The sequence below is a fragment of the Brevibacterium limosum genome, assembly GCF_011617705.1.
In the GTDB taxonomy this organism is placed as follows: Bacteria; Actinomycetota; Actinomycetes; order Actinomycetales; family Brevibacteriaceae; genus Brevibacterium; species Brevibacterium limosum.
On sequence record NZ_CP050154.1, the window covers coordinates 1,058,073 to 1,083,182 of the forward strand.

A 25,110-nucleotide genomic window follows, 5' to 3' on the forward strand; every position below is an offset into this window, starting at 1 on the left:
TAGCACTCATTGAGTGCCAGTTTCATGAGACGGTCGAATCGCTCGGCACCCGCGACGACGAGAGGTTCATGGCAGAAGCCGCCGTCTGACTCGATGAAATAGAACCCAGCGAAGGGAGAGGGCCCGATATGTCGGTCTCCATCAAGCCACTCGAAGATCGGATTGTCATCCGTCAGGTCGAAGCAGAACAGACTACCGCCAGTGGTCTGGTCATTCCCGAAACCGCCAAGGAGAAGCCTCAGGAAGGCGAAGTTGTCGCAGTCGGCCCGGGCCGCGTTGCTGACAACGGAAACCGCGTGCCGGTCGACGTCGCCGTCGGCGACAAGGTCATCTACTCCAAGTACGGAGGCACCGAAGTCAAGTACGCAGGCGAAGAGTTCCTCGTGCTCTCGGCTCGCGACGTGCTCGCAGTCATCGGCTGAATCCCCTGAACGACTACTTCACTGACAGGAGGACGAATGCCTAAATCATTGGAATTCAACGACGAAGCTCGTCGTGCACTCGAAAAGGGTGTCAACACACTGGCTGACACCGTCAAGGTGACGCTGGGACCGAAGGGTCGCAACGTCGTGCTCGACAAGAAGTGGGGCGCTCCCACGATCACGAACGATGGTGTGACCATCGCCCGTGAGGTCGAGGTCGACGATCCGTACGAGAACCTCGGCGCACAGCTGGCCAAGGAAGTCGCCACCAAGACCAACGACATCGCCGGTGACGGAACCACCACCGCGACCGTTCTCGCTCAGGCCTTCGTCAACGAAGGACTGCGCAACGTCGCCGCAGGTGCCGCACCCGGTCAGCTCAAGCGCGGCATCGAGACCGCCGTCGAGGCCGTCTCGGAGCAGCTGGGCACCATCGCCCGCGATGTCGCCGACTCCTCGGAGATCGCGCACGTCGCGGGACTGTCCGCCCAGTCGGAAGAGATCGGCAAACTCATCGCCGATGCCTTCGACAAGGTCGGCAAGGACGGCGTCATCACGATCGACGAGTCCCAGGCCGCATCGGTCGAGCTCGAGATCACCGAAGGAATGCAGTTCGACAAGGGCTTCCTGTCGCCGCACTTCGTGACCGATGCCGATCGTCAGGAGGCTGTGCTCTCCGACGCTCTCATCCTCATCAACCAGGGCAAGATCTCCAACATCCAGGAGCTCCTGCCCGTCCTCGAGAAGGTGCAGCAGGCCGGCAAGCCGCTGTTCATCATCGCCGAGGACATCGAGGGTGAAGCTCTGTCGACCCTGGTCGTCAACAAGCTGCGCGGAATCATCAACGTCGCCGCCGTCAAGGCTCCCGGCTTCGGTGACCGCCGCAAGGCCATCCTCGAAGACCTCGCTGTCCTCACCGGCGGCCAGGTCGTCACCCCGGACATGGGCATGAAGCTCGACCAGGTCACCCTGGAGGAGCTCGGCAACGCCCGCACCATCACCGTCACCAAGGACAACACCACCATCATCGATGGTGCAGGTGCCGATGATGCTGTGGCCGGTCGTGTCGCCCAGATCCGTGCCGAGGTCGAGAACACCGATTCCGACTGGGACCGCGAGAAGCTGCAGGAGCGCTTGGCCAAGCTCTCCGGCGGAGTCGCAGTCATCAAGGTCGGCGCCGCCACCGAGGTGGAGCTCAAGGAGCGCAAGCACCGCGTCGAAGACGCCGTGTCCGCTACTCGTGCCGCCATCGAAGAGGGCGTCGTCGCCGGTGGCGGATCGGCTCTGATCCACGCCGCGAAGGTCCTCGACGGCAACGACCTCGGTCTGTCCGGTGACGCACTCACCGGCGCCGACATCGTCAAGCGCGGAGTCGTCCAGCCGCTGCGCTGGATCGCCGAGAACGCAGGCCAGGACGGTTACGTCGTCGTCGCCAAGGTGACCGACCTCGAGTCGGGCCAGGGCTACAACGCCGCAATCGGTGACTACGGCGACCTCATCGGGGCCGGAATCATCGATCCCGTCAAGGTCACCCGCTCGGCACTGCGCAATGCCGCTTCGATCGCCGCCCTGGTTCTCACCACCGAGACCCTGGTCGTCGAGAAGAAGGAAGAGGAGGACGAGGACTGAGCTATCCGCTCGGACTGAGTCACCTCTGACCCACACCAGTGGCCCGGAACATGAAGTTCCGGGCCACTCGTGCATTCACCCTCACCGAGGCGGCCGTCCATTCAGGTCGACTGTTCACCCGGTCGTCGTGCGACATTCACCTCCGTGAGACCTGTCGTGACTAGATTGTCGCGGAGGCCGCCAGCAGGGGCGTCACTCGCGGATCCTAGGGAGATATGAAACGCATAACGATGATCGGCGATGTCGGTTGGAGTCGGTTCTACCACCTCGGCGATGAGGCGATGACCGAACTGGCCATCGATGCGCTGCGTGCGCGCACCGACATCGAGATCACCCTCATCGCCGGAGAGCCGGACTACGCGGCCGAGATGTACGGGGTCGATGCCATCCCGCGCATCGGCTTCAAACGTGACCGTGAGCCGAACATCGCGCGGATGGAGAAGGTGCTCGAACACGTCGAGACCAAAGGGGGCCGAAGCTCTCTCAGAGCAGGGGACCCGGCCCTGAAAGTCATCGATGCCGTGCGCGCGTCCGACGCGGTGCTCATCGCCGGCGGCGGGAATCTCAACTCGATGTTCGCCCATCACATCTATGAACGGGTGACTCTGGGGCGGATCGCGCAGCTGTTGGGCAAGCCCTATGCTCTGACGAGCCAGACTCTGGGGCCGCTGATCTATGACGAGGACCGCAAGCTCGTCTACGAGTTCTTGGCCGACGCCGAGTTCGTCGGCAGTCGGGAAAGCTATACGACGACGTTCGCCAAGCAGGTCGGGGGCAAACGTGCCGTTGTGTGCAGGCAGGTCGATGACGCGTTCTCACTCGAATCCCGCGAAGAAGACCGCCGCGCTGTCGACGATCTGACCGCAGAGCCGTTCATCCTGGCCAGCTTCGCCGAGAAGGCGTCGTCACCGGTGCTCTCCGACAGTGCCTATCACGCGCACCTCGTCGACATCACCCGACGTCTCACCGACGAGACCGGGCTCAATGTGCTGCTGGTTCCCCACGGCGGCGCACTGTCGCCCGCTGCGCCGACACGAGACCAGCTCACCAATGATCAGATTGCGACCGAGGTCGGTCGGGAGTCCGTCAGACCGACCCGGATGCTCACCGCTCGTGAACTCATCGCCCTGACTGAGAGGGCTGAATTCGTCATCGGCACCCGCTACCACGCGGGAATCTTCGCCGGTGCCGCCGCAGTGCCGTTCATCTCTCTTGTGCCCAACCTCTACTCGTCCATCCGAATGCGCGGAGCAGCCGAGAACGTCGGAATGGAACAGTTCGTTCTCCCGGTGGACTCCATCGATGATGTCGTCGCGACAGGAGTCGGGGTGGCCGAAAATCGCCAGGTCATCGCCGATGCGCTGCAAGACAGCGCCGCCCAGCGTCGCGCCGAGCATGGGGACTGGTGGGACTTCGTCGTGGCCCACACTGTCGGTGACGGCTCGGGGGAGAAGCCCAGTGCCTCATCCGTTCCAGCTCCCGGGTTCTTCCACGCCGAGGAACTGGAGAACCGATTCGACTCCGCACCGAGCGCGAATCGTGCGCGGCTGACATCGATCGAAGAGTATGGCCTGCTGCTGGCCAAGCGCGATCGTCAGCTGGCGGTGGCGAAGAAACAAGCGCAGGAAGCGACGAGAGAACTGCAGGCATGCAATGCCAAGCTTGAGAAGCAGGAGAACATGCGCTCGGTCCGGGCTGCTCGCACGGTTCGTGGCTGGAGGCGGTCTCTCGAACGCCGTGTGCGACGCGTTGCAAAGAGCACAGTCCGCCGCTTCGACGAGGTGTCGCCGAGGTCTGTCCCCAAGGCGAACTAGTCGGCCTCGCACTGTTTGCGAAGTCGAGCAAGGTCGGCTCGGACCATGTCCGCGTCCCGAGCGAACTCGGCCTCATCGACCCCTGGCAGACGGAACAGGGTGAAGACCACCTCGGCGCCGGTGCCGTTGGCGAGCACGCGCAGCGGATTGTGCACGACCGTGCCGTCGGGGAAGATCACGTCGTGATCGAGGATGCCGAGGTCGGTGTGCGGACCGAAGCGGACCTCGACCTCACCCCTCGGGGAGTCCGTGATCCAACGGCCGTCCTCTTCCCGGATGCCCGCGCTCAGACCCGCCGCCCACCTCGGAAGGTTCGCGGGGTTCCCGGCGAAGGCAGCCACCTCGGCGGGGGAGGCGGCGACGGACATCGAGAGGTGGAGCGCGTCACGAGTCATCTCCCCAGTGGACCACAGCGTGGGCCGCAGCAATAGAGGCAGCCGGACCCGGACGGGCTGCGCAAGCAGGCGGAGAGGAGCTCTCACCGCTCCAGTCGCACAGCTGGCTCTCACCTACTGGCCAGTCGCTTTTCATGTTTCTGAGCGTTGATTCTAGTTAGTCTGGAAACGACAGCTTGCACCGACGCATGAGGGAATCTATGACCACCGGCCCGACGATGCCCATCGCCCGACTCCGCGACGTTTCGAAGGTCTTCGATCCGAAAGGTGCCGCGGTCACGGCCCTCAGCGGAGTCAGCCTCGACATCGCACCGGCTCGGCTGACCGCGGTGATGGGACCCTCGGGCTCGGGGAAATCCACTCTCATGCACGTCCTCGCCGGCCTCGATCGTCCCACCTCTGGCTCAGTCCACCTCGGCGAGGAGGAGATCACGAAGCTGCGCGACGACGACCTCACCGCCCTGCGACGACGCCGGATCGGATTCGTCTTCCAAGCGTTCAACCTCGTGCCCACGCTGACCGTCAAAGAGAACATCCGGCTGCCGTTCGAACTCGACGACCGCCGACCCGACGCCGACGAACGCGCCTGGATCGCCACGGTCGTCCGCCGCCTGGGGCTGGAGGACCGGCTCAAGCACCGGCCTCATGAGCTCTCCGGCGGACAGCAGCAGCGCACGGCCATCGCCCGGGCGCTCGCGACCCGCCCCGACATCCTCTTCGCCGACGAGCCGACAGGCAACCTCGATGCGAAGTCCGGTCGCGAAGTCATGGCGATCATGGTCGAGGCCGTCCGCGACTTCGGCCAATCGATCGTGCTCGTCACCCACGACCCGATCGTCGCCGCCCATGCCGACCGCGTCATCTTCATCGCCGACGGCACCCCGGTGACGGAACTGAACGATGCCATCAGCGCCGAGGCGATCGCCGCGACCATGCTCGACATCGACGAACGTGCCGAATCCGCGGTGAGCCGATGAACCCGCTGCGCGAAATCCGGACCAATCCGCGGCAGTTCTTCCCCAGCGTCCTCGTAGTCTTCATCGCCTCCCTCTTCGGCACCGCGATCATGCAGGGCATCGCGATACTGACCGCGTGGCTGTCCTCGGCGAAGATCGTCGCCGAATCCGACACCGCGCAGAGCCTGCTGTCGATGGACGGGTTCACCTTCTTCCTCATCGCCCTCTTCGTCTCCGCGCTCGTCATCGCGAACACATTCTCGATCATCATCGCCGGCCGCAGCCGCCAGCTCGCCCTGCTGCGCCTCATCGGGGCGTCGTCGAAACGGCTGCGCAGGGCCGTCTCGGTGGAGGGGCTGATCATCTCCGTCCCCGCCGCGGTGCTCGCATTCGCAGCGTCGACCGGGCTGGCGAAAGCGGCCCAGAGTTACCTGGGCAACGCCATCACCGAGGAGGTCGCTCTCCTCACCCCGACCATGGCCGTTCCCGCGCTCGCCACCATCATCGTGACCTGGCTGTCGGCGTACTTGGGCGCGCGCCGCATCACGGGGATCTCTCCGATCGAGGCGACCTCGCAGGCGGTCGAAAGCCGCCCCGAGGATGTCCGTGCCTCACTCGGGGGACTCACGGCCTCGCTGATTCTGCTGTCCATGGGCCTGACGTTCCTCGTCAATTCCGTGATCGGAGCCGCCGACCATCGAATCAGCCTGATGAGCGTGGTGCTCACTGCGTTCGGGTCGAGTCTGACGTTCCTCGGTGTCGTCATCGGTCATCCGTGGATCCTGCCTCCGGTGCAGGCGGCGATCGGCTGGCTGGTCGGACGCACCGCGGTGTCCCGGCTGGCCGCATCGACGATCGCCCGCCATCCCACCCGGAACGCGCGCACGGTCATCGGGCTCGTCATCGGCATCACGCTCATCGTCATGTTCGCCACCGCCATGACCACCTTCCGCGATCAGCTGCTGCGGTATGCGCGCTCCCTCGGTGAAGAGGGGTGGGGCGGTCTCGAGGACGCGCTGGCCACCGTCATCGACAAGTCGATGCTGTTCGCCTTCGCCCTCATCCTCTTCTCCGTGATCATCGCCGTCATCGGCGTCGCGAACACGCTCATGCTCTCCGTGCGGCAGCGCACTCAGGAGATCGGCCTGCTCATGGCACTGGGCCAAACCCCGAAGCGCGTGCGGCGGATGATCACGGCCGAAGGCCTGCAGCTGAGCCTGACCGCCTGCGTAGTGGCGGTTCCGCTGGGCATCGGCTTCGGCTGGGTCGGCGCGCTGACTCTGTTGTCGCCCCTGCTCGGCCTCTTCGCCCCGAGCGTGCCCTGGGCGGTCGTCCTCGCCGTCATCGTCGGTACCCTCGTCGCCGTGTTCGCCGCCAGCCGCGAACCCGCCCGAGCGGCGACGTCAATCAGCCCCGTCCGGGCGCTCGAAGCCGTGTGAGGGGCGGCCGACGGCTGACGATTACTGCGAGGCGACTTTCTCCGTCGCCGCCCAGGTCGCCAGCAGCTGCAGCTTCTCCGAAGTCGGCGATTCAGGCTCGGCGACATAGGTCGACAATGTGACGGACGGGGAAGAGACAAGAGTGAGCTCTTCGAATCCGAGGTCGAGCTCGCCGACCTCGTGATGGTGAAGCGTCTTGGCGCCTGTGCGGTGGATGCCGACATCGTGGGCGGCCCAGCGTGCGCTGAAGTCCGTACTTCTCGTGGATAACTCGCCGATGAGCTGGGTCAGCTGCCTGTTGTGCGGAGTCTTACCGGCCTGGGCCCGCAGCATGCGCACGCAAGTGCCGGCTGCCTCGTCGATGTCGCCGAAGAAAGTGTCGGCTGCGGGATCGAGGAAGACGAATGCGGCCATGTTCGGCGGGGCGGAGTCGGACCTCTTCGTGGGGCTGACAAAGACGACGTCGAAGAGGGCACGGCCGAGGGTATTCGCCGCGACGATATCGAGCTGTTGATTCAGCGCGACCACCGGTGACGCCTTCATCGAATCGATGAGCAGCTGCACCTGCTGGGGCACGGACGCTGCGGACCTCGGTTGTCGACGAGCTCGCGAGGGCCGATGGGACGTACGCGCCAGGTCATAGAGGTAGGCGGTCTCGTCGTCACCCAGCTGCAGCGTCCGGGCGAGGGCGCCGAGGATCTCGTCCGAGACGCCGCTCAGGTCGCCCTTCTCGATCCGCGTGTAGTAGTCCACGGAAACTCCGGACAGCATCGCAACCTCTTCTCGCCGCAGACCGGGGACACGTCGCACACCGCTGCCGGTGGGCAGGCCGACCATGTCCGGGGTGATCTTCGCCCGACGGGTGGTGAGGAAATCCCGTACTCTCTCGTCTTTCGCGCTCATACCACCATGCTAAGGACCGTCATCGAGTGGAGCCAGGTTCTCTGAGAACCTCCGAGCGGGCGGCGCCCGATGAGAGAAGGGTCTGTGCCCGATGGGCGAAGGGGGTTCTGACAGAACCTACCGCGAACCGGCAGACCGGAGAAGTATGGATGGTGTCGAAGGGAACGGAGACCGATCCGATCTCTCGACGAACAAGACCACGACCGAGTGAGGAGGAGTCGATGACTGAAGGAACAGAGCGCGTGAGCTTTCGTTCTCCGGGCATGGCCTGGGACCTGGCAGGCGTCATTCACCGACCCAAGGGATTCGACCCGGACGGGTCGTATCCGGCGATTGTCGCCGTGCATCCCATCGGCAGCTGCAAGGAGCAGACGGCCGGGAATGTGTACGCGAAGGCTCAGGCCGAGGCCGGATATGTGGTGCTGGCCTTTGACGCCAGCTACCAGGGAGAGAGTGGTGGACAGCCGCGACTCGTCGAGGATCCCGCGCAGCGCGTCGAAGACATCAAGGTGGCGATCGATCACCTCGTCACACTTCCCTACGTCGATGCCGACCGGATCGGAGGAATCGGAGTGTGCGGCGGTGGCGGGTATGTCATCAGCGCGACCATGACCGATCGCCGCATCAAGGCCGTCACCTCCATCACCGGGGTGAACTTCGGCCGGCTCAGCCGTGAGGCATTCAGCCAGTACGACCCGATCGCTGCTTTGGAGCAGATGGCTGCGCAGCGCACCGCCGAGGCCCGCGGTGAGAAGGCACGTGTCGATGACTACCTGCCCGAATCCGTCGAGGCAGGAAAGCAGGCAGGCGTCGACGACATCGACATGCTCGAGGCCACCGACTACTACAAGACTGACCGCGGTCAGGCACCCGGCGGTGCCACAAGTGCTGCGTTCTCGCGGCGTTCGGCAGCGGTCGGCTGGGATGCGTTCTTCGATGCCGAGCAGCTGCTCACCCAGCCGTTGCTCGTCGTCATCGGTGAAAAGCCCGGCGGGTTCGGGGCGTACCGCGATGGTCAGGAGATCTACGGCCGCGCAGCGTCGAAGGACAAACAGCTTCTTGTTCTGCCGGACACCTCCCACTACGACCTCTACGACCATCCCGAGCCCACAGACAAGGCCATCGAAGCCGCGACCGCATTCTTCGGCTCGCACCTGTGACTGCTGCGCCTACCGAGACACAAGACCACAACGCAGATCGACCTCAGGAGAAGATTATGAGCGAGAACATCGATATCACAACCCTCAACGGCTACGGCACCACCCTGGCCGCCGTGGTCAACTTCCCACCGGACTTCGACTCCTCCAAGCAGTACCCGGCGATCGTCGTCTCCCATCCGGGCGGCGGAGTCAAGGAGCAGACCGCCGGACTCTACGCGGGCAAGCTGGCGGAGTACGGCTTCGTCACCGTCGCCTACGATGCGTCGTTCCAGGGCGCCAGCACGGGTGAGCCGCGCCAGCTGGAGAACCCGCACATCCGCACCGAGGATGTGTCCTCCGTCGTCGACTACCTGACCACCCTTGACTACGTCGACAACGAGCGGATCGGTGCGATGGGCATCTGCGCAGGTGCTGGCTACTCCGCCAATGCCGCGATCGACGATCCGCGGATCAAAGCCGTGGGCACGGCCAGCCTGGTCAACATCGGTCAGATGTTCCGCAACGGATGGACCAACGATGTTGCCGATGCTGAGGCCTTCCCGGTGCTGAAGATGGGTTCGGACGCCCGTACCGCCGATGCCCAGGGGCAAGCCGACCCGTTCCCGCTTGCACCGATGAAGGAAGAGGACGCTCCGAACGAGGAGCTCCGCCAGGCATGGGAGTACTACCACACCCCGCGCTGCGAGCACCCGAACGCTCCTGGCTACATGACCACGCGGAGCCTCTCGCAGATCATCGCCTACGATGCGTTCCACAAGGCCGAGGCATTCCTCACTCAGCCGCTGCTGGTCATCGCAGGGAGCGAGGCCGGGTCGAAGTGGATGAGTGATGACCTGTTCGAGCGTGCTGCCAGCACCGACAAGACGTTCCACGTCGTCGAGGGTGCGAATCACATGGAACTCTACGACGGCGAGAAGGAAGTCGCCGAGGCCGTGAGCAAGCTCGGACCATTCTTCACCGACAAACTCTGAACCCGAAGGGTTCCGAATCTGAAGGACTCTGAGATCTGAGGGCTCAGATCCTGAATCACAGAACAAGCCACCGTCACGCGCCAAGGGTGTGGGACGGCGGATCCCTCCAATAGAAAGGATGGCCGACACAATGGCTGCATGGACCGAAGACGAACTGAACCGTATCAACACAGAGACCTATTTCACCGTCGGGGCGACCCTGCCGGACGGTACGACACCGAAGACCGTCGACATCTGGTCGGTGCCGGTGGGAGATCGGATCTTCATCCGCTCCTTCAATGGCACACAGGGTAAGTGGTACGGCCCTGCCCTGGAGACCGGTCGCGGTCAGATCTCGGCGGGAGGCGTCGAGAAGGCAGTGCGGTTCGTGCCGGTCGATTCCGACGACGAGGAGACGAATCAGGCCGTCGACGATTCGTTCCTGAAGAAGTATGCCGACAGCAAGTACTCAGTGACGATGTCGACCGAGCCGGTGCGCCGCAACACCCTCGAAGTCGTCCCCGAAAGCTGACGAACCACCGAAAACGGATCGTGCCCCCGGAGACCCTGATGCGGGCCCTCGGGGGCACTGACCTACGGTTACGGGCACTACGTCTTCTTCGAAGTTGCCGGTGCGCTCTCCGCTGGCATCGAAGTGGAAATCGATGTCCTCAGCTCTCAGCCGGCGGCCACCTCGCGGCGCAGCTTGTGTTTGAGCAGCTTGCCTGAAGGGTTTCGCGGCAGCTCGTCGATGGTGAAGGTCTCGCGCGGGAGCTTGTAGCGAGCGAGCTTGTCGGCCAGGAAGTCGCGCAGCTCTTCGACGTCTAAATCCTCACCATCGGTGGTCGTGATGAAGGCGACGACCTGTTCGCCCCACTGCGGATCCGGCTTCGCCACGACCGCGACATCGGCGACCCGCTCGTGGCTGATGACGGCCTCCTCGACCTCGAGGGAATACACGTTCTCCCCGCCGACGATGATGACATCCTTCGAACGGTCGACGATATAGAGGTATCCCTCCTCGTCGAGCCGCGCGAGATCACCGGTCCTGTACCACTCGCCTTCGAAAGCCGCCTCGGTGGCGGTGGGGTTGCCGAGGTATTCGCGCATCCGGGTGTCACCTGCGAACCAGATCTCACCGGTCTCGCCGGGGCCCGCCTCGGTGCCGTCGGCACTGACCACGCGCATGGCATTGCCGACCATCGCATGCCGACCGATGGACCCGGCCTTGCGCAGCTGGTCCTCAGGCCCGAGCAGGCATCCGGTCGGACCCATCTCGGACATGCCGAAGAGGTTGAAGAACTGATTCGTGCCGTAGGCGTCGATGAGCATGGACGCCGTCGACCGGTCGATCGGGGCACCGCCGTAGTTCCACCGGCGGATGGACGAGAAGTCATAGTCGGCGAAGTCGAGTCCGAGCTTCTTCGCGGTCATGATCGGCGCGACATAGGCGACGGTGGGACCGAAGAACGTCGTGATCTGCTCCTCGGCGATGATCGTCATCGATTCCACCGGGTGGTACGACCGCTGGAGGACGACGGTCCCACCCATCTGGATGGTCGGGATGAGCGCGATGTTCAGCGGCGCCGAATGCCAGATCGGCATGCAGATGAGGTACCGGTCGTCGCTCTGGTAGCCCATGTTGAGATTGATGAGCGTACCGACTTGGAAGATGTTGCGATGCGAATGCACGCATCCCTTCGGCGAGCTCGTCGTGCCCGAGGTGTAGAGGATCTGCGCGACCTGCTCATCGGTGAAGTCGCTGGGTTCGGCTTCCTCGGCGGCATCGAGCTGGACATCGAAGCTGGCGGATGTATCGGGTTCGGTCTCCAGCCAGGTGATGTCCGGCGCCCCGGCCCGCGCGATCTCGGCGAGTTCGGTGCTGACGATGCCGAGCTTCGCTCCCGAATGCTCGATCGTGTACTTGACCTCCGGGGCTTGGAACTTGTGATTGACCGGCACGACGGTCGCGCCGAGGTACCACGCGCCGAATGCTGCGAAGACGAAACCCGGAACATTGAAAGTCATGATGCCCACGGCGTCACCGGGCCGGATTCCGTTGTCGGCGAGAACCTGGGCGGCCTTGAGTGCCCGGCGGCGCAGCTCGGCGTAGGTGAAGCGCTGGTCCTCATAGACCACGGCCTCTTTGTCCGGGACGCGCAGGACAGTGGTGTCGAGCATGGTTCCAAGCTTCATTGCTTCTCCTTGTGACGAGTGTCATACTGAGAACAATTGAACCACGATTCATTTCTTTGGGGAAGTGACTTCCTGGACAGGCGACAGGGTCGATGAAGTCGACAGTGTCGTGCCGCTGCGACCGAAGGGGTGACAATGGCGTATCGCGCAACACAGCGCACCCGAGCCAATGCCGAAGCCCGCCGAGCCGGCATCGAACGCGCCGCCCGTCATGTCATCGCCCGCGGGGGATTCGCCTCGGCGAGCGTGGCCGCGGTCGCCGTTGAGGCCGACTGCAGCGCTGGGTCGATCTACACGTACTTCAGCAACCGTGATGAGCTGCTGCGGTTGGTCTTCGCCCAGGCCGCCGGTCACGAGCTGGACATCATCGCCGATACCGTCGCCGACGCAGCGACTGCCGCCGCGATCGCGGAATCGACTGTCGAGGTCTTCGTCCGCCGCGCCGTCGCCGGCCGCCGGCTCGCCCACGCCCTGCTGCTCGAAGAGGTTCCCGAGCCGGTTCAGAGCGAACGCCTGCGGCTGCGCCGCGAGTATGTCGCCGCCATCGGTGCAGCCCTGGACCGGGTGGGTGACATGCAGATCCCCGCCGAGGTGGCCGCCAGGTCGATCGTCGGATGCGTCGGAGAGAACCTCGTCGACATCCTCGACCCGACCACCCCGAATCCGAGCGCCGCAGAGATCGAGACTCTCATCGGCGCACTGACCACGTTCACCCGATCCGCATTAGGAGAACCATGACCACGACGCCCGACACCGCGTCAACGACCGCAGACCCTGCGGCCACACGTTCCGCAGGCCCTGGGGCCACACGTTCCGCAGGCCCTGGGGCCACACGCTCCGCGGACTCTGCGCACGACCCGACTACACCGCGGACGACGCATTCGGTGTTCAACCAAGCGCCGCCTCGGCGAGATATCAACGAGTTCACGCTGAATACGGCGCTGACAGATGCGCTGGCCCACTACGGTCCGGGAGCCTCCCACGACGAACTCGAACGGATCGGAGCGCTCGTCGGCAGCGCGGACTTCATCAACGATGCCCGGCTGGCCAACGTCCATGGACCGGAGCTGCGCACCCACGACGACTGGGGCAACCGCATCGACGAGATCGAATTCCACCCGGCCTACCACCGGATCATCGGCGATGCGCTCGGCGCGGAAGCGCACTCCTATGCATGGACGCACCCCGGACCGGGGGGCAACGTCGAACGGGCCGTGCGATTCATGCTCTTCTCCCAGATCGAACCCGGCCACGCCTGCCCGGTGTCGATGACGCACGCGGTCGTGCCGTCTCTGCGAGCCGATTCCGCGCTCGCCGATTTCTGGGTGCCGCGCGCCACCGCCGCCGGCTACGATCCGCGACGGATCGACCCGGCGAGGAAGACCGCCGTGACCTTCGGCATGGCGATGACGGAGAAGCAGGGCGGATCGGACATCCGCGCAAACACCACCTGCGCGGTCCCGTCCGGAGACCACTTTCTCATCACCGGCCACAAATGGTTCTGCTCGGCCCCGCAGTCCGACGCGTTCCTCGTCATCGCCCAACTCGATGAGGGCCCGAGTTGCTTCGTCGTGCCCCGTGTTCTACCTGGTGGAGAACGGAATACGTTCCGGATCCAACGGCTCAAGGACAAGCTCGGGAACAAGTCCAACGCCTCCTCGGAGGTCGAGTTCGACGCCACGCACGGGTGGCTGCTCGGGCAGGCGGGCAAGGGAGTGCGCACGATCATCGAGATGGTGGCCCAGACCCGGCTCGACTGCGTCCTCGGATCGGCTGCGGGCATGCGCCAATGCGTCGCCGAGGCGACCTGGCACGCCCGTGGACGCGCGGCCTTCGGGTCCACGCTCATCGACCAACCGCTGATGCGTGCCGTCATCGCCGACCTCGAGCTCGAAACCGAAGCGGCCACCTATACGGCCCTGCACCTGGCTGCCGCATACGACGACGACAGCGCCGAGGCGGCCGATTTCCGCCGCCTGGCGACAGCCGTCGCCAAGTACTGGATCTGCAAACGCGGCCCCGAACACGCGTACGAGGCACTCGAATGCCTCGGCGGCAACGGCTACACCGAGGCGTTCCCGCTGGCCCGCCGCTACCGGGAGCAGCCGGTGATGGCGGTGTGGGAAGGCTCCGGCAACGTCATCGTCCTCGACGTGCTGCGTGCCCTGGCTCGCGAACCGCGGAGCGCGAAGACCTTCCTCGGCTTCCTCGAGACCGGACTGGGCCGGCATGCGGACTTCGACGCGGCCTATGAGTCCCTGGCGCGGGCCCTCCAGGACGCGGTGCAGGGCCTCGACAGCGGAGATGCGGTCGCGCAGGCAGCGCTGCAGGCGAGAGGCCGAGTCCTCGTGGAGAAGATGGCGCTGCTCATGCAGGCTGCGATCCTCTTCGAATCCGCTCCCGTCGAGGTGGCATCAAGCTTCGCGGCGGCCCGCCTCGGTGCCGACAGGGGTCGCGAATACGGAGCGCTTCCCGACGGAGTCGACATCGACTTCCTCGTCGAACGGGCGTGAGGGGCGCTGCCGCGACGGTGCCGGCCACGAAGTATCGGGCACAGTGTGAGCTGGGAAGCACTGCCGCACGTCGATGAGGGCGCGGTCGCAGAGACGTGATTGCAACGGCAGGCTCCGGCGAATCGGTACACCTTCTTCTGAAATGGTCACTGAAGAACGTGAAGATTCCAGAGAAACCACGACCAAAACAGCCTTCGCCGCCGGTGGACCGCAGAAAAGACTCAGCCGATGTCCGAGAAGTGTGTCGGGACTGTGTCAGATAAGCGTGTGGGATGGACCGACGGGCGTTTCCGCGCAAAGCGGCGGTCATTCTCAGAACAACTGAGACCTCAGCTGGAACAACTGAGACCTCAGCCGCGACGATGAGCGGAGACGCACCGGCGACGGTCGACGCGCATGACCCGACCGCGATTGCGCAGGCGACGTTTTGTGCACTCGGACGGTCCGACGAAGTCCGGTCGGGGAGTGCGGGTGACCGCGGCCGGTGTGCGTTCGGCATTGAACGTATCGGCCTCCCAGTCCGTGGTGCGACGCGCACCGAATTCGGATCTGTCGATGAAGGTCCTGAACTCGTCGACGAGCCGCTCCTGCATGTCATAGAGGCTCTCTTCGCTGCCGGGGAAATCGAGGAGGACTTCGACGGCTTCTCCGGCGACGACGATCCTCGCGATGGTGCGGCGCTCGTCATCGGAGTCGTGGAGCATCGCTATGCTGTCCCACTCATAATCGGCGAACATCGCGAGAACGATCGGCGTGACGACTTTCTCGCAGAGGAAGTCCTGCGTGAGCTCGGTGCGGTCCATGTCTCCCACCATAGGTGCTGATACGTCGGGATTTCGAAGGCGTCTCGGAGTTTTGCGGGAAACGCTGTCGATCTGCGGTATGCGGCAGAGGTCGTGCGGTTCCGCGCCGGTGCGAGGCCGACGTCGTGCGGTTCCACACCGGTGCGCGGCCGACCGCGATGACGGAGGTTCAGCGCCGATGCGCGGCCGACCGCGATGACGAAGGCACCGCATAGACTTGACCCCATGCCCCGCAGTCCGCTCCCGCCTCGAGAAGGAATCTCCGCGACCGCGCTGCGCGCCCCCGGCGGCAAGGCCACCCACGCGAAGAACCACCTGCCCGTTCCCGACTCGGTCGGGGAGTGGCTCGAATCCGAATTCCCCGAGGCGGCACCCGAGTCCCGACGGGCGCTGCTGACCGATGGGGACATGCGCGACGAGGCGGGCCGACCGGTGACCTGGGACGATCCGGTCATCCCCGGCGGCTTCTACTTCTTCCACCGCCCCGTCCCACCCGAAGAGCGGATCCCGTTCGACGTCGGCATCGTGTTCGAGGATGACGATCTGCTCATCGTCGACAAACCTCATTTCCTGGCCAGCACCCCGAACGGGCGATTCGTCCGCGAATGCGTCGTCACCCGTCTGCGCGTCGACCTCGACCAGCCCGACCTCGTCGCCATCCACCGCCTCGACCGGATCACCGCCGGCCTGCTCGTTCTGTCGAAACGGCCCGAGACACGCGGCCGCTACCAGCGTCTGTTCCAGGACCGTCGGGTCAGCAAGACTTACCGCGCCCTGGCGCCGACCCCGCCGGCAGACATGGAGTCTCCGCTCATCCGGGAATCGCGCTTGGTCAAACCCGCCGGCGGTCGCCAGGTGCTGGAAGTCGCAGGGGAGGCGAACGCGATCAGCCGGATCCGGCTGCTTCGGACCATCACCTCACCGCACCTCGACCCGGCGGGCGGTGGCACGGATACTGCGGGACTGCCTCGGCGAGGTGGAGCTGACGGTGCCCCGTCCGAATGGGCGGGGGACGGAAGCGGAGCACCGCCTCGGCGAGCGGTTGCCGAATACGAACTCGAACCGGTCACGGGAAAGACGCACCAGCTGCGGGTGCACATGAACGCGCTCGGGCTGCCCATCCTCGGCGATCCGGTCTATCCGGTCGACCTCGCCCCGGATCCCTACGACTTCACATCACCGCTGCAGCTGTTGGCTGCGGAGATCGCATTCGATGATCCGCTCACGGGGCTGAGGCGGCGGTTCGAGAGCGGACTCGAGCTCGATCCTGCCGCGGTCAGCTCCGAATCAGGCGAAACCCGGTAGCCTGGTGTTATGAGCCCACACGCCCCCGGATGCACCTCAGAGGCCATCGTCGCCCTTGTCCGCACCCGCATCACCGACGGTGAATACCCGGCAGGAAGCCCGGTCCGCGATGGTGCCTTGGCCAAGGAATTCAACGTTTCGCGCAACACCGCCCGCGAATCGCTGAGTCTGCTGCGCCACGCCGGGCTGCTCACCCAGGAACCCAACCGGGGCTTCTTCGTCTCCACCTTCGGCATCGACGAACTCAAGGACCTCTACCGCGCCCGCCGGGTCTTCGAGATCCGCGCCGTCCAGGAATCACAAGACGCCACCGACGAGGCGATGGCCGCCGTCGAAGCCTCCGTGATCCGGGCCGAAACGGCACCGAAGAACGAAACCTGGGCCGATGCGCAGGAACACTCGGCATCGTTCCACCGGGCGATCGTCGGCCTGCTCGGCTCACCGCTGCTCGACGAGTTCTACCTCAACCTCATGGCCCGGCTTTCGACGACGTTCTCGCGCTCGCCCGAACCCGGCAAATACCACTCACACTGGGCCAATCCGCACCGGGACATCCTCGAGAAGATGAAATCCGGGGACCGGCAGGGGGCCGAGGGTCTGCTGCGCATCCACCTCGACGATTCCGAAGCCTCGACGCTCGACCTCGCACGGTCCGTGGGGGAGGGGCGCTGAAGCGCTTCGGTGCATGGAAGTCTCGGTTTCAGCGCCGTGAAGACAGCGTTTCCTGTGTAGCCAGTCTCACAGTGGTCGGTACTTGAACCCATAGCGGTCGACTGTCGCGCTCCGATACCATTGAGCCACCGTATCTTCGCGTCGAAAGGCTGTCTTCATGGGAAACCCTGAGCAGGAATCACAGGCCGCAAACGATCCGTTCTCGCTGACGGGTCTCACGTATGACGATGTCCTCCTCCTGCCAGGCGACACCGATGTCATCCCTTCCGAAGCCTCCACGGCCTCCCGGCTGACCAAGGAGATCGAGCTCAACATCCCGCTCGTCTCCGCGGCTATGGACACCGTGACCGAGTCCCGGATGGCGATCGCCATGGCCCGCATCGGCGGCCTCGGCATCATCCACCGCAACCTCTCCGCCGAGGATCAGGCGAAACAGGTCGACTACGTCAAGCGCTCCGAATCGGGCATGATCAACGACCCGCTGACGATCACCGCGGACAAGACGCTGGAAGAGCTCGACGAGATCTGCGGCAAGTACCGCATCTCCGGACTGCCCGTCGTCGACGAGAACAATATGCTCGTCGGCATCGTGACCAACCGTGACCTGCGCTTCGTCACCCGCAGCGAATTCCCCACTCGCACCGTCGCTGAGACCATGACGAAGATGCCGCTGGTCACCGCCCCCGTCGGCGTGGCCGCCGAAAAGGCCTTCGAACTGCTGGCCGAGCACAAGGTCGAGAAGCTGCCCTTGGTCGACGACAACAATGTCATCCAGGGCCTCATCACCGTCAAGGACTTCGTCAAGACCGAGGAGTATCCTCTGGCCACCAAGGACGACGAAGGTCGTCTGCGCGTCGGTGCCGCCGTCGGATTCTACGGTGACGCCTACGAGCGTGCCGGAATGCTCGCCGAGGCGGGCGCCGACGTCCTCGTCGTCGACACCGCGAACGGCCACGCCCGCGGAGTCACCGACATGATCAGGAAGATCAAGTCCGACCCGGCGTTCTCCGCCGTGCAGATCATCGGCGGAAACGTCGCCACGAAGGAAGGCGCGCAGGCGCTCGTCGATGCCGGGGTCGATGCCGTCAAGGTCGGCGTGGGACCCGGATCGATCTGCACCACCCGTGTCGTCGCCGGCGTCGGCGTCCCGCAGGTCACAGCCGTCCACCTCGCCGCTCAGGCCGCTCGCGCCGCCGGAGTCCCGGTCATCGCCGATGGCGGACTCCAGTACTCCGGTGACATCGGCAAGGCCCTGGTCGCCGGTGCGGACACCGTCATGCTCGGTTCCCTGCTGGCCGGCTGCAACGAGTCGCCAGGCGAACTCATCTTCGTCAACGGCAAGCAGTACAAGGCCTACCGCGGCATGGGCTCGCTGGGCGCGATGGCCCCACGAAAGGGCAAGTCGTATTCGAAGGACCGCTACTTCCAGGCCGATATCGCCACCGACACCGACCTCATCCCCGAGGGCATCGAAGGCCGAGTCGCCTACCGCGGGCACCTCAAACAGGTCGCCCACCAGCTCACCGGCGGTCTGCGCCAGACGATGTTCTACGTCGGCGCGCGCACCATCGACGACCTCAAGGCCAAGGGCAAGTTCGTCCGCCTGACCACTGCGGGCCTGAAGGAAAGCCACCCGCACGATATCCAGATGACCGTCGAGGCCCCGAACTACGTCGTGAAGTGACGTAGGGCGCCTCTCTGGTCGGTGAGAAGCCGCAGTACCTGCTTTTTCGCGGGGGCTGCGGCTTTTTGCATGTGGGTTCTTGGGACGCTGGCTTGAGCCCGCGAGTGCCGGCCCGCGAGTGCGGGTGCGCGGCTGTGCGGCTGTGCGGCTGTGCGGCTGTGCGGCGGAGAATAGGTCACTATCGGATACTTTCCGGCGATGGAAGTATCCGAACGTGACCTACGTTTGAGCGGACAGAATCGCCACGGATCGACCAGAGAATCGGCAATCTGCGGGCACCTGCTGTCTCACGATGTTGGATGACACGCCCTGATGTGACGAAGGCCACCCGCTGATTTTCCGCGCGATGCACCCGTAGTGAGAACGGTCGCCTTGCCCTGTGAGCGCTGGGAACGACGGCATCGACCCCGGTAGGAGGTCTACTTCCGTAGTCATCGAACCACGTCAGAGCCCCTTCGGAAACGTGGCTAGTTAGGGTAGGTTTCCCTAATGCGCGCCGCGCTTCGCGGTACGCATCATCGAAGGAGGAAACCTCACAGTGACGACTTCTCTGCTCTACGACACCGAAGCGACACCCACCTCAGCACCCCTTCAGACCCCCGAAACTCCCCACTCGGACCCCGCCCCGAGCGCACCATCCGAGACGAACAGCGCTGACCCCACCAGCAGCGACGCCGATCATGGCGCTCACGCCGACGCACCACACGGCACTCACGTCGTCTCGCCATACAGCACCCACACCGACGCGCTCCTCGGCGCCCACAGCGCAGACGATTACTCGGCCCTCATGCACAGCGTCGTCGACGCACTCGGCCAACGTTTCCGCACGGCTGAGCGGGCATCCTCGGCGAAGGATCGCTCCGGACTCCAGGCCGCCGTCGATGCCGTCGACCTCGACACCGCCGGAGTCGGCAACGCCGAAGCCCTGCGCGAAGTCGACGACCTCTGCGCCGACAACGCCGTGTGGTTCCACCACCCCAGCTACGTCGCCCACCTCAACTGCCCCGTCGCCGTGCCCGCCGTCGCCGCCGAAGCGATGCTCGCGGCCATCAACACCTCGGTCGACACCTACGACCAGTCCGAGGTCGCCACCCTCATGGAACGCCGCCTCGTCGACTGGACCTGCGGCCACCTCGGCTTCGCCGGCGGCGACGGAATCTTCACCTCCGGGGGCACCCAATCGAATCTCCAGGCGCTGTTCCTCGCCCGCGAAAACGTCCTCGCCGGGCTGGCCGATCATGCCGACGAGTCCGACCGCGGCGAGTCCGATGATGCCGAACCTCGCCGGGGCGGCCCCTCCGCCCCGTCCGACCGGCCCACCCGCCGTGACCAGCTGTCCCGGCTGCGGATCCTCGCCACCGACCAGGCCCATTTCTCCGTGTCCCGCGCGGCATTCCTCCTCGGTCTCGACGCCGAGGCGGTCGTCACCGTGCCGACCGACGCCTCCGGTCGCATGGACGCCGAAGCGCTCAACGCGAGCCTGCTGTCGATCGACGCTCACGACGCGATCCCCATGGCCGTCGTCGCGACCGCCGGAACCACCGACCTCGGCGTCATCGACCCGCTCGAGACCATCGCCGGGGTCTGCGAAGCCGCGAACGTGTGGCTGCACGTCGACGCCGCATACGGCGGTGGTCTGCTCTGGGCCCCGGCTCGTGCCCACCTGCTCGACGGGATCGGGAGGGCCACCTCGGTGACTATCGATTTCCATAAGACGTTCTTCCAGCCGGTGTCCTCGTCGGCCCTGCTGATCAGGGACGCGAACCTGTTCGCGCCGACGATCCACCACCATGACTACCTCAACCCCGAAGCCGAAGCGCTCGAAGCCGACGCCGAACCGAACCAGGTCGACAAATCGCTGCAGACCACCCGCCGCTTCGATGCGCTCAAGCTCTGGACGACTCTGCGTGCTCGTGGTGCGGGCGAGATCGGGACGATGCTCGACACCGTCTGCGACCTCGCGACCGACGTCCGGGCACTGCTCGAGGGGCAGGCGGATTTCGAGGTGCTCGGAGCCTCGGATCTGTCCACGGTGCTCTTCCGATTCACTCCGGCGACCGCGGACCGGGCCACCTGCGACGAGCTCGTCCCGCTCATCCGCCGCGTCCTGTTCCGCTCCGGCCGCGCCGCCATCGCCCGCACCGTCATCGACGGCAGACCGTGGCTCAAACTCACCCTGCTCAACCCCGATACCAGCGTCGACGACGTCACCGCCGTCCTCGACCTCGTCCGCGCCACCGGACACGGCATCCTCGCCGGTCGGGATCTCGAGGGCGCCGTGACAGAAGGAGGCGCAGCATGAGCGCAGAGCCCACGCACATCCACGACATCCTCGGCGTCGGAATCGGTCCCTTCGGACTCGGCCTGGCCGCACTGTCGGGCCCGCTCGACGACGTCGACGCGGTGTTCCTCGACCAGCGGCCCGAATTCCGCTGGCATCCGGGGATGATGCTCGAGGGCTCGACCATCCAGGTGCCGTTCCTCGCCGATCTCGTCACCATGGCCGACCCGACCTCGCCGTATTCGTTCCTCAACTTCCTCAAGGAACGCCGACGTCTCTACCCCTTCTACATCCGCGAATCCTTCTACCCGCTGCGCGCCGAATTCGACGAATACTGCCGGTGGGTCGCCGCCCAGCTGGATTCGCTGCGCTGGAACCGCCGCGTCGTGTCCGTGACCAGGGAGGACGGTGTGTACACCGCCCTCGCCGAGGTGGCCGACGACTCTGGTTCGGTCGTGGCGACCGAAACCTACCGTGCCAGGCATCTCGTCCTCGGCGTGGGCACTCAGCCGGTGCTGCCACCTGCTCTGCAGGGACTCGGGCGAGGGGCCGGGCCTCTCATCCACACCGCCGACTACCTCGAGAATCGGGAAGCGCTGCTCGATTCCGGGGCGATCACGATCGTCGGCAGCGGCCAGTCCGCCGCTGAGATCTACCGCGACCTCATCGACGACGCCGAAGACCGCGGCGTGCGCCTGGACTGGGTGACCCGGTCGCCACGGTTCTTCCCGATGGAATACACGAAGCTCACCCTCGAGATGACGTCACCGGAGTACACCGACCACTTCCGTGCCCTGCCCGATGAGCTGCGCGAACGTGTCGGTCGTGAGCAGCGCACTCTGTACAAGGGCATCTCGGCCGACCTCGTCGACGACATCCACGACACTCTCTACCGGCTGAGCCGGGGCGGGCGGCAGCTGTTGACGAACCTCATCTCCGAGGTCGAACTCGAGACCGCCCAGATCGACCCGATCAGTGGCGAATACCTGCTCGGCTTCCGCCATACGGCCCTGGACAAGACCTTCACCAGGCGGTCCGGTTCCGTGGTCGCGGCCACCGGATACAAGTCGCAGGTGCCGGACTTCCTGGAGCCGCTCGGGGGAGAGGTACACCTGGATTCTCGCGGCCGCCTCGACGTCAGCCGTCACTACACGATCAACGACGAGGGCACCATCCACGTCCTCAATGGCGAAGAGCATACGCACGGCGTCACCGCTCCTGACCTGGGCTTCGGCCCGTGGCGAGCCTCGGTGGTGCTGGCGGCGGTGACCGGTCGGGAACCCTATCCGATCGAACGGACCATCGCCTTTCAGACCTTCGGGGTGCCGGCCGACGAATCCGATGCCGTGCCCGATGCCGCCTTTGCCTTCGACGACTCCAAGGAGATGTCACACGCATGACTACTGAACTGATCACCGACCCGAACGCAACCACCGAGGCGGACGGAACCGCCCCGACAGCCGGCGCGGATGATACGAACACAACCGAGGCGAACACGGGTCTCAGCTCGGACGTGAAGCTCACGGCCGCTTCGGCGAGGGTGAGCATCCGCCCTCTCGATGTCGACCGTGATGCCGTCCGGATCCACGAATGGCTCACGCACCCTCGCGCGCACTATTGGATGATGACCGACCTCAACGAGGATGAAGTCCGGACCTATCTTGAGGGAATCCGGGACTCCGCGGACGATTCCGGTTGGCTCGGCTCGGTCGACGGAGATGCGTGCTTCTACGTCGAGACCTACACTCCGGACAGCCTCATCCCGCAGAACGTCCTAACCACCGGACCCGATGATATCGGGATGCACCTGCTCGTGGCACCGCCGGCCGGGCCGTCCGTGCACGGCCTCACCGACCGCATCATGGCCGCCGTCATCGACTTCTGCCTCAAGCCTGCTGACCAGGTCGGACGTGGAGCCAAGCGCGTCGTCGTCGAACCCGATGCCCGAAACGATGCGATCATCGAGAAGAACCGGGCCGCCGGTTTCACCCCCATCACCGAGGCGACCATCATGATGGGCGAGGTCGAGAAGCGGGCGCTCGTGAGCGTGTGCACCCGCGCCGATTTCGAGGCCAGCGCGCTGGCTCCGTTTGTGGCCGCGGGCCGACGGGCGTCGCTCGTGGGCGAGGCCGAGGAATCGCATGATGATCAGAGGTTCACAGAATCACGTCGAGGCCGGGACGCCGCAGTGCCACCAGCACCGTATTCCCATCTCAACGCCGATGCGTTCGCCGTCGTGCAGCGCCACCTCGTCGCCAAGGCTCTGTCCGAATTCGCCCACGAACGGCTCATCACCCCGGTGCCGGTCGAGGCCGACCAATGGGAACTGAGCATCGACGGTGCCAGCCGGTACACCTTCACCGCTAGTGTGCTGCCGCTCGAGCACTGGGTCATCAACGAAGCCAGCATCACCCGGTGGAACGGCGAAGCCGAACTCGCCCTCGACGCGCAGGAACTCGTCGTCGAACTCCAGGACGAAATCTCCATCCCGGAGGATCTCATCTCGACCTACCTCGAGGAGCTTGCCTCGACTCTGGCCGGGGCCGCGTACAAACTCGAGGACGCTCGGGCAGGGCGCCGGCCCGACTCGCGGGCTCTCGTCCAGGCGGATTTCCAGACCATTGAGGCGGCCATGACAGAGGGCCACCCCGGGTTCCTCGCGAACAACGGACGCATCGGGTTCGGACTCGACGACTTCCGTAAGTGGGCGCCGGAGAACGGTGAGCGGCGTCGCATCGAATGGGTGGCGGTGAGGCGTGAACTCAGTCATCTGTCCTTGGGCGCCGGACTCGACGAGGAGAGCCACCTCGGTGAGGCGCTCAGCGAAGCCGAACGGGGCCTCTTCGGCTCCCGGATCCGGGCGGCAGGCCAGGACCCGGCGGACTTCCACCTCATGCCGATCCACCCCTGGCAGGCCGACCATCGACTGGCGATCACCTTCGCCGCCGACATCGCCCGCGGTGATCTGCTGCCGCTCGGGGAGGGGCTCGATAAGCACCAGGCACAGCAGTCCCTGCGCACGTTCTTCAACCATGCGCGGACCGGACCGTACGTCAAGGTCGCTCTCGCCGTGCAGAACATGGGCTTCCTGCGCGGGCTGTCGCCGAAGTACATGCGCGACACCCCTGCCATCAACGACTGGGTCGCGAACCTCATCGCCTCCGATGACACCTTTGCGAACGCCGGATTCCGGGTCCTGAGGGAGCGCGCCGCTCTCGGCTACACCGGCGACGTCTACCACCGGACGAAGGACACGAACCCGCACCGGAAGATGCTCGCCGCCCTCTGGCGGGAGAACCCCGTCGAGCAGATCGCCTCAGGTCAGAGACTCATCACGATGGCGGCCCTGCTGCACCGGGATCATCAGGGTGTGTCGTTGGCCGGTGAGCTCATCAGCGCATCGGGGCTGAGTGCGGCGGCGTGGCTGCGCAGCTATCTGCGGGCCTACCTGAAACCGCTCGTCCATGCGCTGCTCGCCCACGATCTCGTGTTCATGCCGCACGGGGAGAATCTCATCCTCGTCCTCGACGAGCATGTCGTGACCGGTGCTTTCATGAAGGACATCGGTGAGGAAGTCGCCGTGCTCGGCCACCGTGAACTGCCCACCGACGTCGAACGCATCCGCGCACTCGTGCCTGGTGATGAGAAGGCGCTGTCGGTCTTCACCGACATGTTCGACGGGGTCCTGCGCCACCTGTCGGGCATCCTCGATGCTGACGGACTGCTGCCGGCCGACCGGTTCTGGGCGATCGTCGCCGAGACCCTCGACGACTACGAGACAGAGCACCCGGACACTGCTCATGGAGTCAGCGGTGACGTCGACCTGCGTGCCGAACACTTCGCCCATTCGTGCCTCAATCGACTGCAGCTGAAGAACACGAAGCAGATGGTCGACATCGGCAACCAAGCCGAATCACTGCTCTACGCGGGCACCCTGCCCAACCCCGTGGCCCGCTGAGGCGCGCTCTCGCAGCCAACCTGGGCGGTC

At 65.2% G+C, this 25,110-nt stretch carries 20 protein-coding genes; 16 read left to right on the top strand and 4 right to left on the bottom strand.

Annotated features, from left to right (window positions below):
- Positions 1–128: 128 nt before the first annotated feature.
- The 3 genes from groES (at position 129) to GUY37_RS04760 (ending at position 3,865) form a co-directional block, all read left to right on the top strand.
- Complete coding sequence (gene groES, locus GUY37_RS04750) at positions 129–422, top strand: co-chaperone GroES (RefSeq protein ID WP_039209993.1); 294 nt, start codon at positions 129–131, stop codon at positions 420–422.
- A gap of 36 nt (positions 423–458) precedes the next feature.
- Positions 459–2,051 (top strand): chaperonin GroEL, encoded by a 1,593-nt coding sequence (groL, locus tag GUY37_RS04755; protein ID WP_152347380.1) that lies wholly within the window; start codon positions 459–461, stop codon positions 2,049–2,051.
- Between the two features lie 215 nt (positions 2,052–2,266).
- Positions 2,267–3,865, top strand: coding sequence for a polysaccharide pyruvyl transferase family protein (locus GUY37_RS04760; RefSeq protein WP_166822848.1), 1,599 nt, complete (start codon positions 2,267–2,269; stop codon positions 3,863–3,865).
- Here the strand turns inward: GUY37_RS04760 and GUY37_RS04765 are convergent.
- Positions 3,862–4,260, bottom strand: coding sequence for an SRPBCC family protein (locus GUY37_RS04765; RefSeq protein WP_166822851.1), 399 nt, complete (start codon positions 4,258–4,260; stop codon positions 3,862–3,864). The genes GUY37_RS04760 and GUY37_RS04765 overlap by 4 nt on opposite strands.
- A gap of 200 nt (positions 4,261–4,460) precedes the next feature.
- Here GUY37_RS04765 and GUY37_RS04770 point away from each other — a divergent pair, with 200 nt between their 5' ends.
- Both GUY37_RS04770 and GUY37_RS04775 read left to right on the top strand, forming a co-directional pair.
- Complete coding sequence (locus GUY37_RS04770) at positions 4,461–5,237, top strand: ABC transporter ATP-binding protein (protein ID WP_166822854.1); 777 nt, start codon at positions 4,461–4,463, stop codon at positions 5,235–5,237.
- Entirely contained in the window at positions 5,234–6,655 is a 1,422-nt protein-coding gene (locus tag GUY37_RS04775; RefSeq protein WP_166822856.1) for an FtsX-like permease family protein, read from the top strand. The genes GUY37_RS04770 and GUY37_RS04775 overlap by 4 nt, the downstream gene beginning before the upstream one ends.
- 21 nt (positions 6,656–6,676) lie before the next feature.
- On the opposite strand, the gene GUY37_RS04780 is transcribed toward GUY37_RS04775, so the two are convergent.
- Positions 6,677–7,558, bottom strand: a complete 882-nt coding sequence (locus GUY37_RS04780) for a helix-turn-helix transcriptional regulator (RefSeq protein ID WP_166822858.1) — start codon at positions 7,556–7,558, stop codon at positions 6,677–6,679.
- A 221-nt stretch (positions 7,559–7,779) separates the two neighbouring features.
- On the opposite strand from GUY37_RS04780, the gene GUY37_RS04785 reads away from it, so the two are divergent.
- The 3 genes from GUY37_RS04785 (at position 7,780) to GUY37_RS04795 (ending at position 10,200) form a co-directional block, all read left to right on the top strand.
- Positions 7,780–8,718, top strand: a complete 939-nt coding sequence (locus tag GUY37_RS04785; RefSeq protein ID WP_166822861.1) for an alpha/beta hydrolase — start codon at positions 7,780–7,782, stop codon at positions 8,716–8,718.
- A 56-nt stretch (positions 8,719–8,774) separates the two neighbouring features.
- A complete protein-coding gene (locus GUY37_RS04790; protein ID WP_166822864.1) occupies positions 8,775–9,689 on the top strand; it encodes an alpha/beta hydrolase in 915 nt (304 codons plus the stop codon).
- Positions 9,690–9,819: 130 nt separating this feature from the next.
- The gene (locus tag GUY37_RS04795) at positions 9,820–10,200 is read left to right on the top strand and encodes a DUF2255 family protein (protein ID WP_166822867.1); all 381 of its coding nucleotides are present in this window, start codon (positions 9,820–9,822) and stop codon (positions 10,198–10,200) included.
- A 146-nt stretch (positions 10,201–10,346) separates the two neighbouring features.
- Here the strand turns inward: GUY37_RS04795 and GUY37_RS04800 are convergent, their stop codons facing one another.
- Positions 10,347–11,864: a class I adenylate-forming enzyme family protein gene (locus GUY37_RS04800; RefSeq protein WP_166822870.1), complete on the bottom strand. Its 1,518-nt coding sequence runs from the start codon at positions 11,862–11,864 to the stop codon at positions 10,347–10,349.
- A gap of 135 nt (positions 11,865–11,999) precedes the next feature.
- On the opposite strand from GUY37_RS04800, the gene GUY37_RS04805 reads away from it, so the two are divergent.
- Both GUY37_RS04805 and GUY37_RS04810 read left to right on the top strand, forming a co-directional pair.
- A complete protein-coding gene (locus tag GUY37_RS04805; protein ID WP_166822873.1) occupies positions 12,000–12,602 on the top strand; it encodes a TetR/AcrR family transcriptional regulator in 603 nt (200 codons plus the stop codon).
- Positions 12,599–14,377 carry an acyl-CoA dehydrogenase family protein gene (locus tag GUY37_RS04810; protein ID WP_166822876.1) on the top strand — a complete coding sequence of 593 codons (1,779 nt, stop codon included), beginning with the start codon at positions 12,599–12,601 and terminating at the stop codon, positions 14,375–14,377. The genes GUY37_RS04805 and GUY37_RS04810 overlap by 4 nt, the downstream gene beginning before the upstream one ends.
- A gap of 350 nt (positions 14,378–14,727) precedes the next feature.
- Here GUY37_RS04810 and GUY37_RS04815 read toward each other — a convergent pair whose 3' ends face one another.
- Positions 14,728–15,180, bottom strand: a complete 453-nt coding sequence (locus tag GUY37_RS04815; RefSeq protein ID WP_166822879.1) for a hypothetical protein — start codon at positions 15,178–15,180, stop codon at positions 14,728–14,730.
- Positions 15,181–15,405: 225 nt separating this feature from the next.
- Here GUY37_RS04815 and GUY37_RS04820 point away from each other — a divergent pair, with 225 nt between their 5' ends.
- The 6 genes from GUY37_RS04820 to GUY37_RS04845 all read left to right on the top strand — a co-directional run bounded on the left by GUY37_RS04820 (position 15,406) and on the right by GUY37_RS04845 (position 25,080).
- Positions 15,406–16,485 carry a pseudouridine synthase gene (locus GUY37_RS04820; RefSeq protein WP_166822882.1) on the top strand — a complete coding sequence of 360 codons (1,080 nt, stop codon included), beginning with the start codon at positions 15,406–15,408 and terminating at the stop codon, positions 16,483–16,485.
- Between the two features lie 9 nt (positions 16,486–16,494).
- A complete protein-coding gene (locus GUY37_RS04825) occupies positions 16,495–17,157 on the top strand; it encodes a GntR family transcriptional regulator (RefSeq protein WP_166822884.1) in 663 nt (220 codons plus the stop codon).
- A gap of 157 nt (positions 17,158–17,314) precedes the next feature.
- Positions 17,315–18,841: an IMP dehydrogenase gene (gene guaB / locus GUY37_RS04830; RefSeq protein WP_166822887.1), complete on the top strand. Its 1,527-nt coding sequence runs from the start codon at positions 17,315–17,317 to the stop codon at positions 18,839–18,841.
- A gap of 787 nt (positions 18,842–19,628) precedes the next feature.
- A complete protein-coding gene (locus GUY37_RS04835; RefSeq protein WP_166829344.1) occupies positions 19,629–21,143 on the top strand; it encodes a pyridoxal phosphate-dependent decarboxylase family protein in 1,515 nt (504 codons plus the stop codon).
- On the top strand, positions 21,140–22,522 hold the full coding sequence (locus GUY37_RS04840; protein ID WP_166822890.1) for a lysine N(6)-hydroxylase/L-ornithine N(5)-oxygenase family protein: 1,383 nt from the start codon (positions 21,140–21,142) through the stop codon (positions 22,520–22,522). The genes GUY37_RS04835 and GUY37_RS04840 overlap by 4 nt, the downstream gene beginning before the upstream one ends.
- Entirely contained in the window at positions 22,519–25,080 is a 2,562-nt protein-coding gene (locus tag GUY37_RS04845) for a GNAT family N-acetyltransferase (protein ID WP_166822893.1), read from the top strand. The genes GUY37_RS04840 and GUY37_RS04845 overlap by 4 nt, the downstream gene beginning before the upstream one ends.
- Positions 25,081–25,110: the final 30 nt, after the last annotated feature.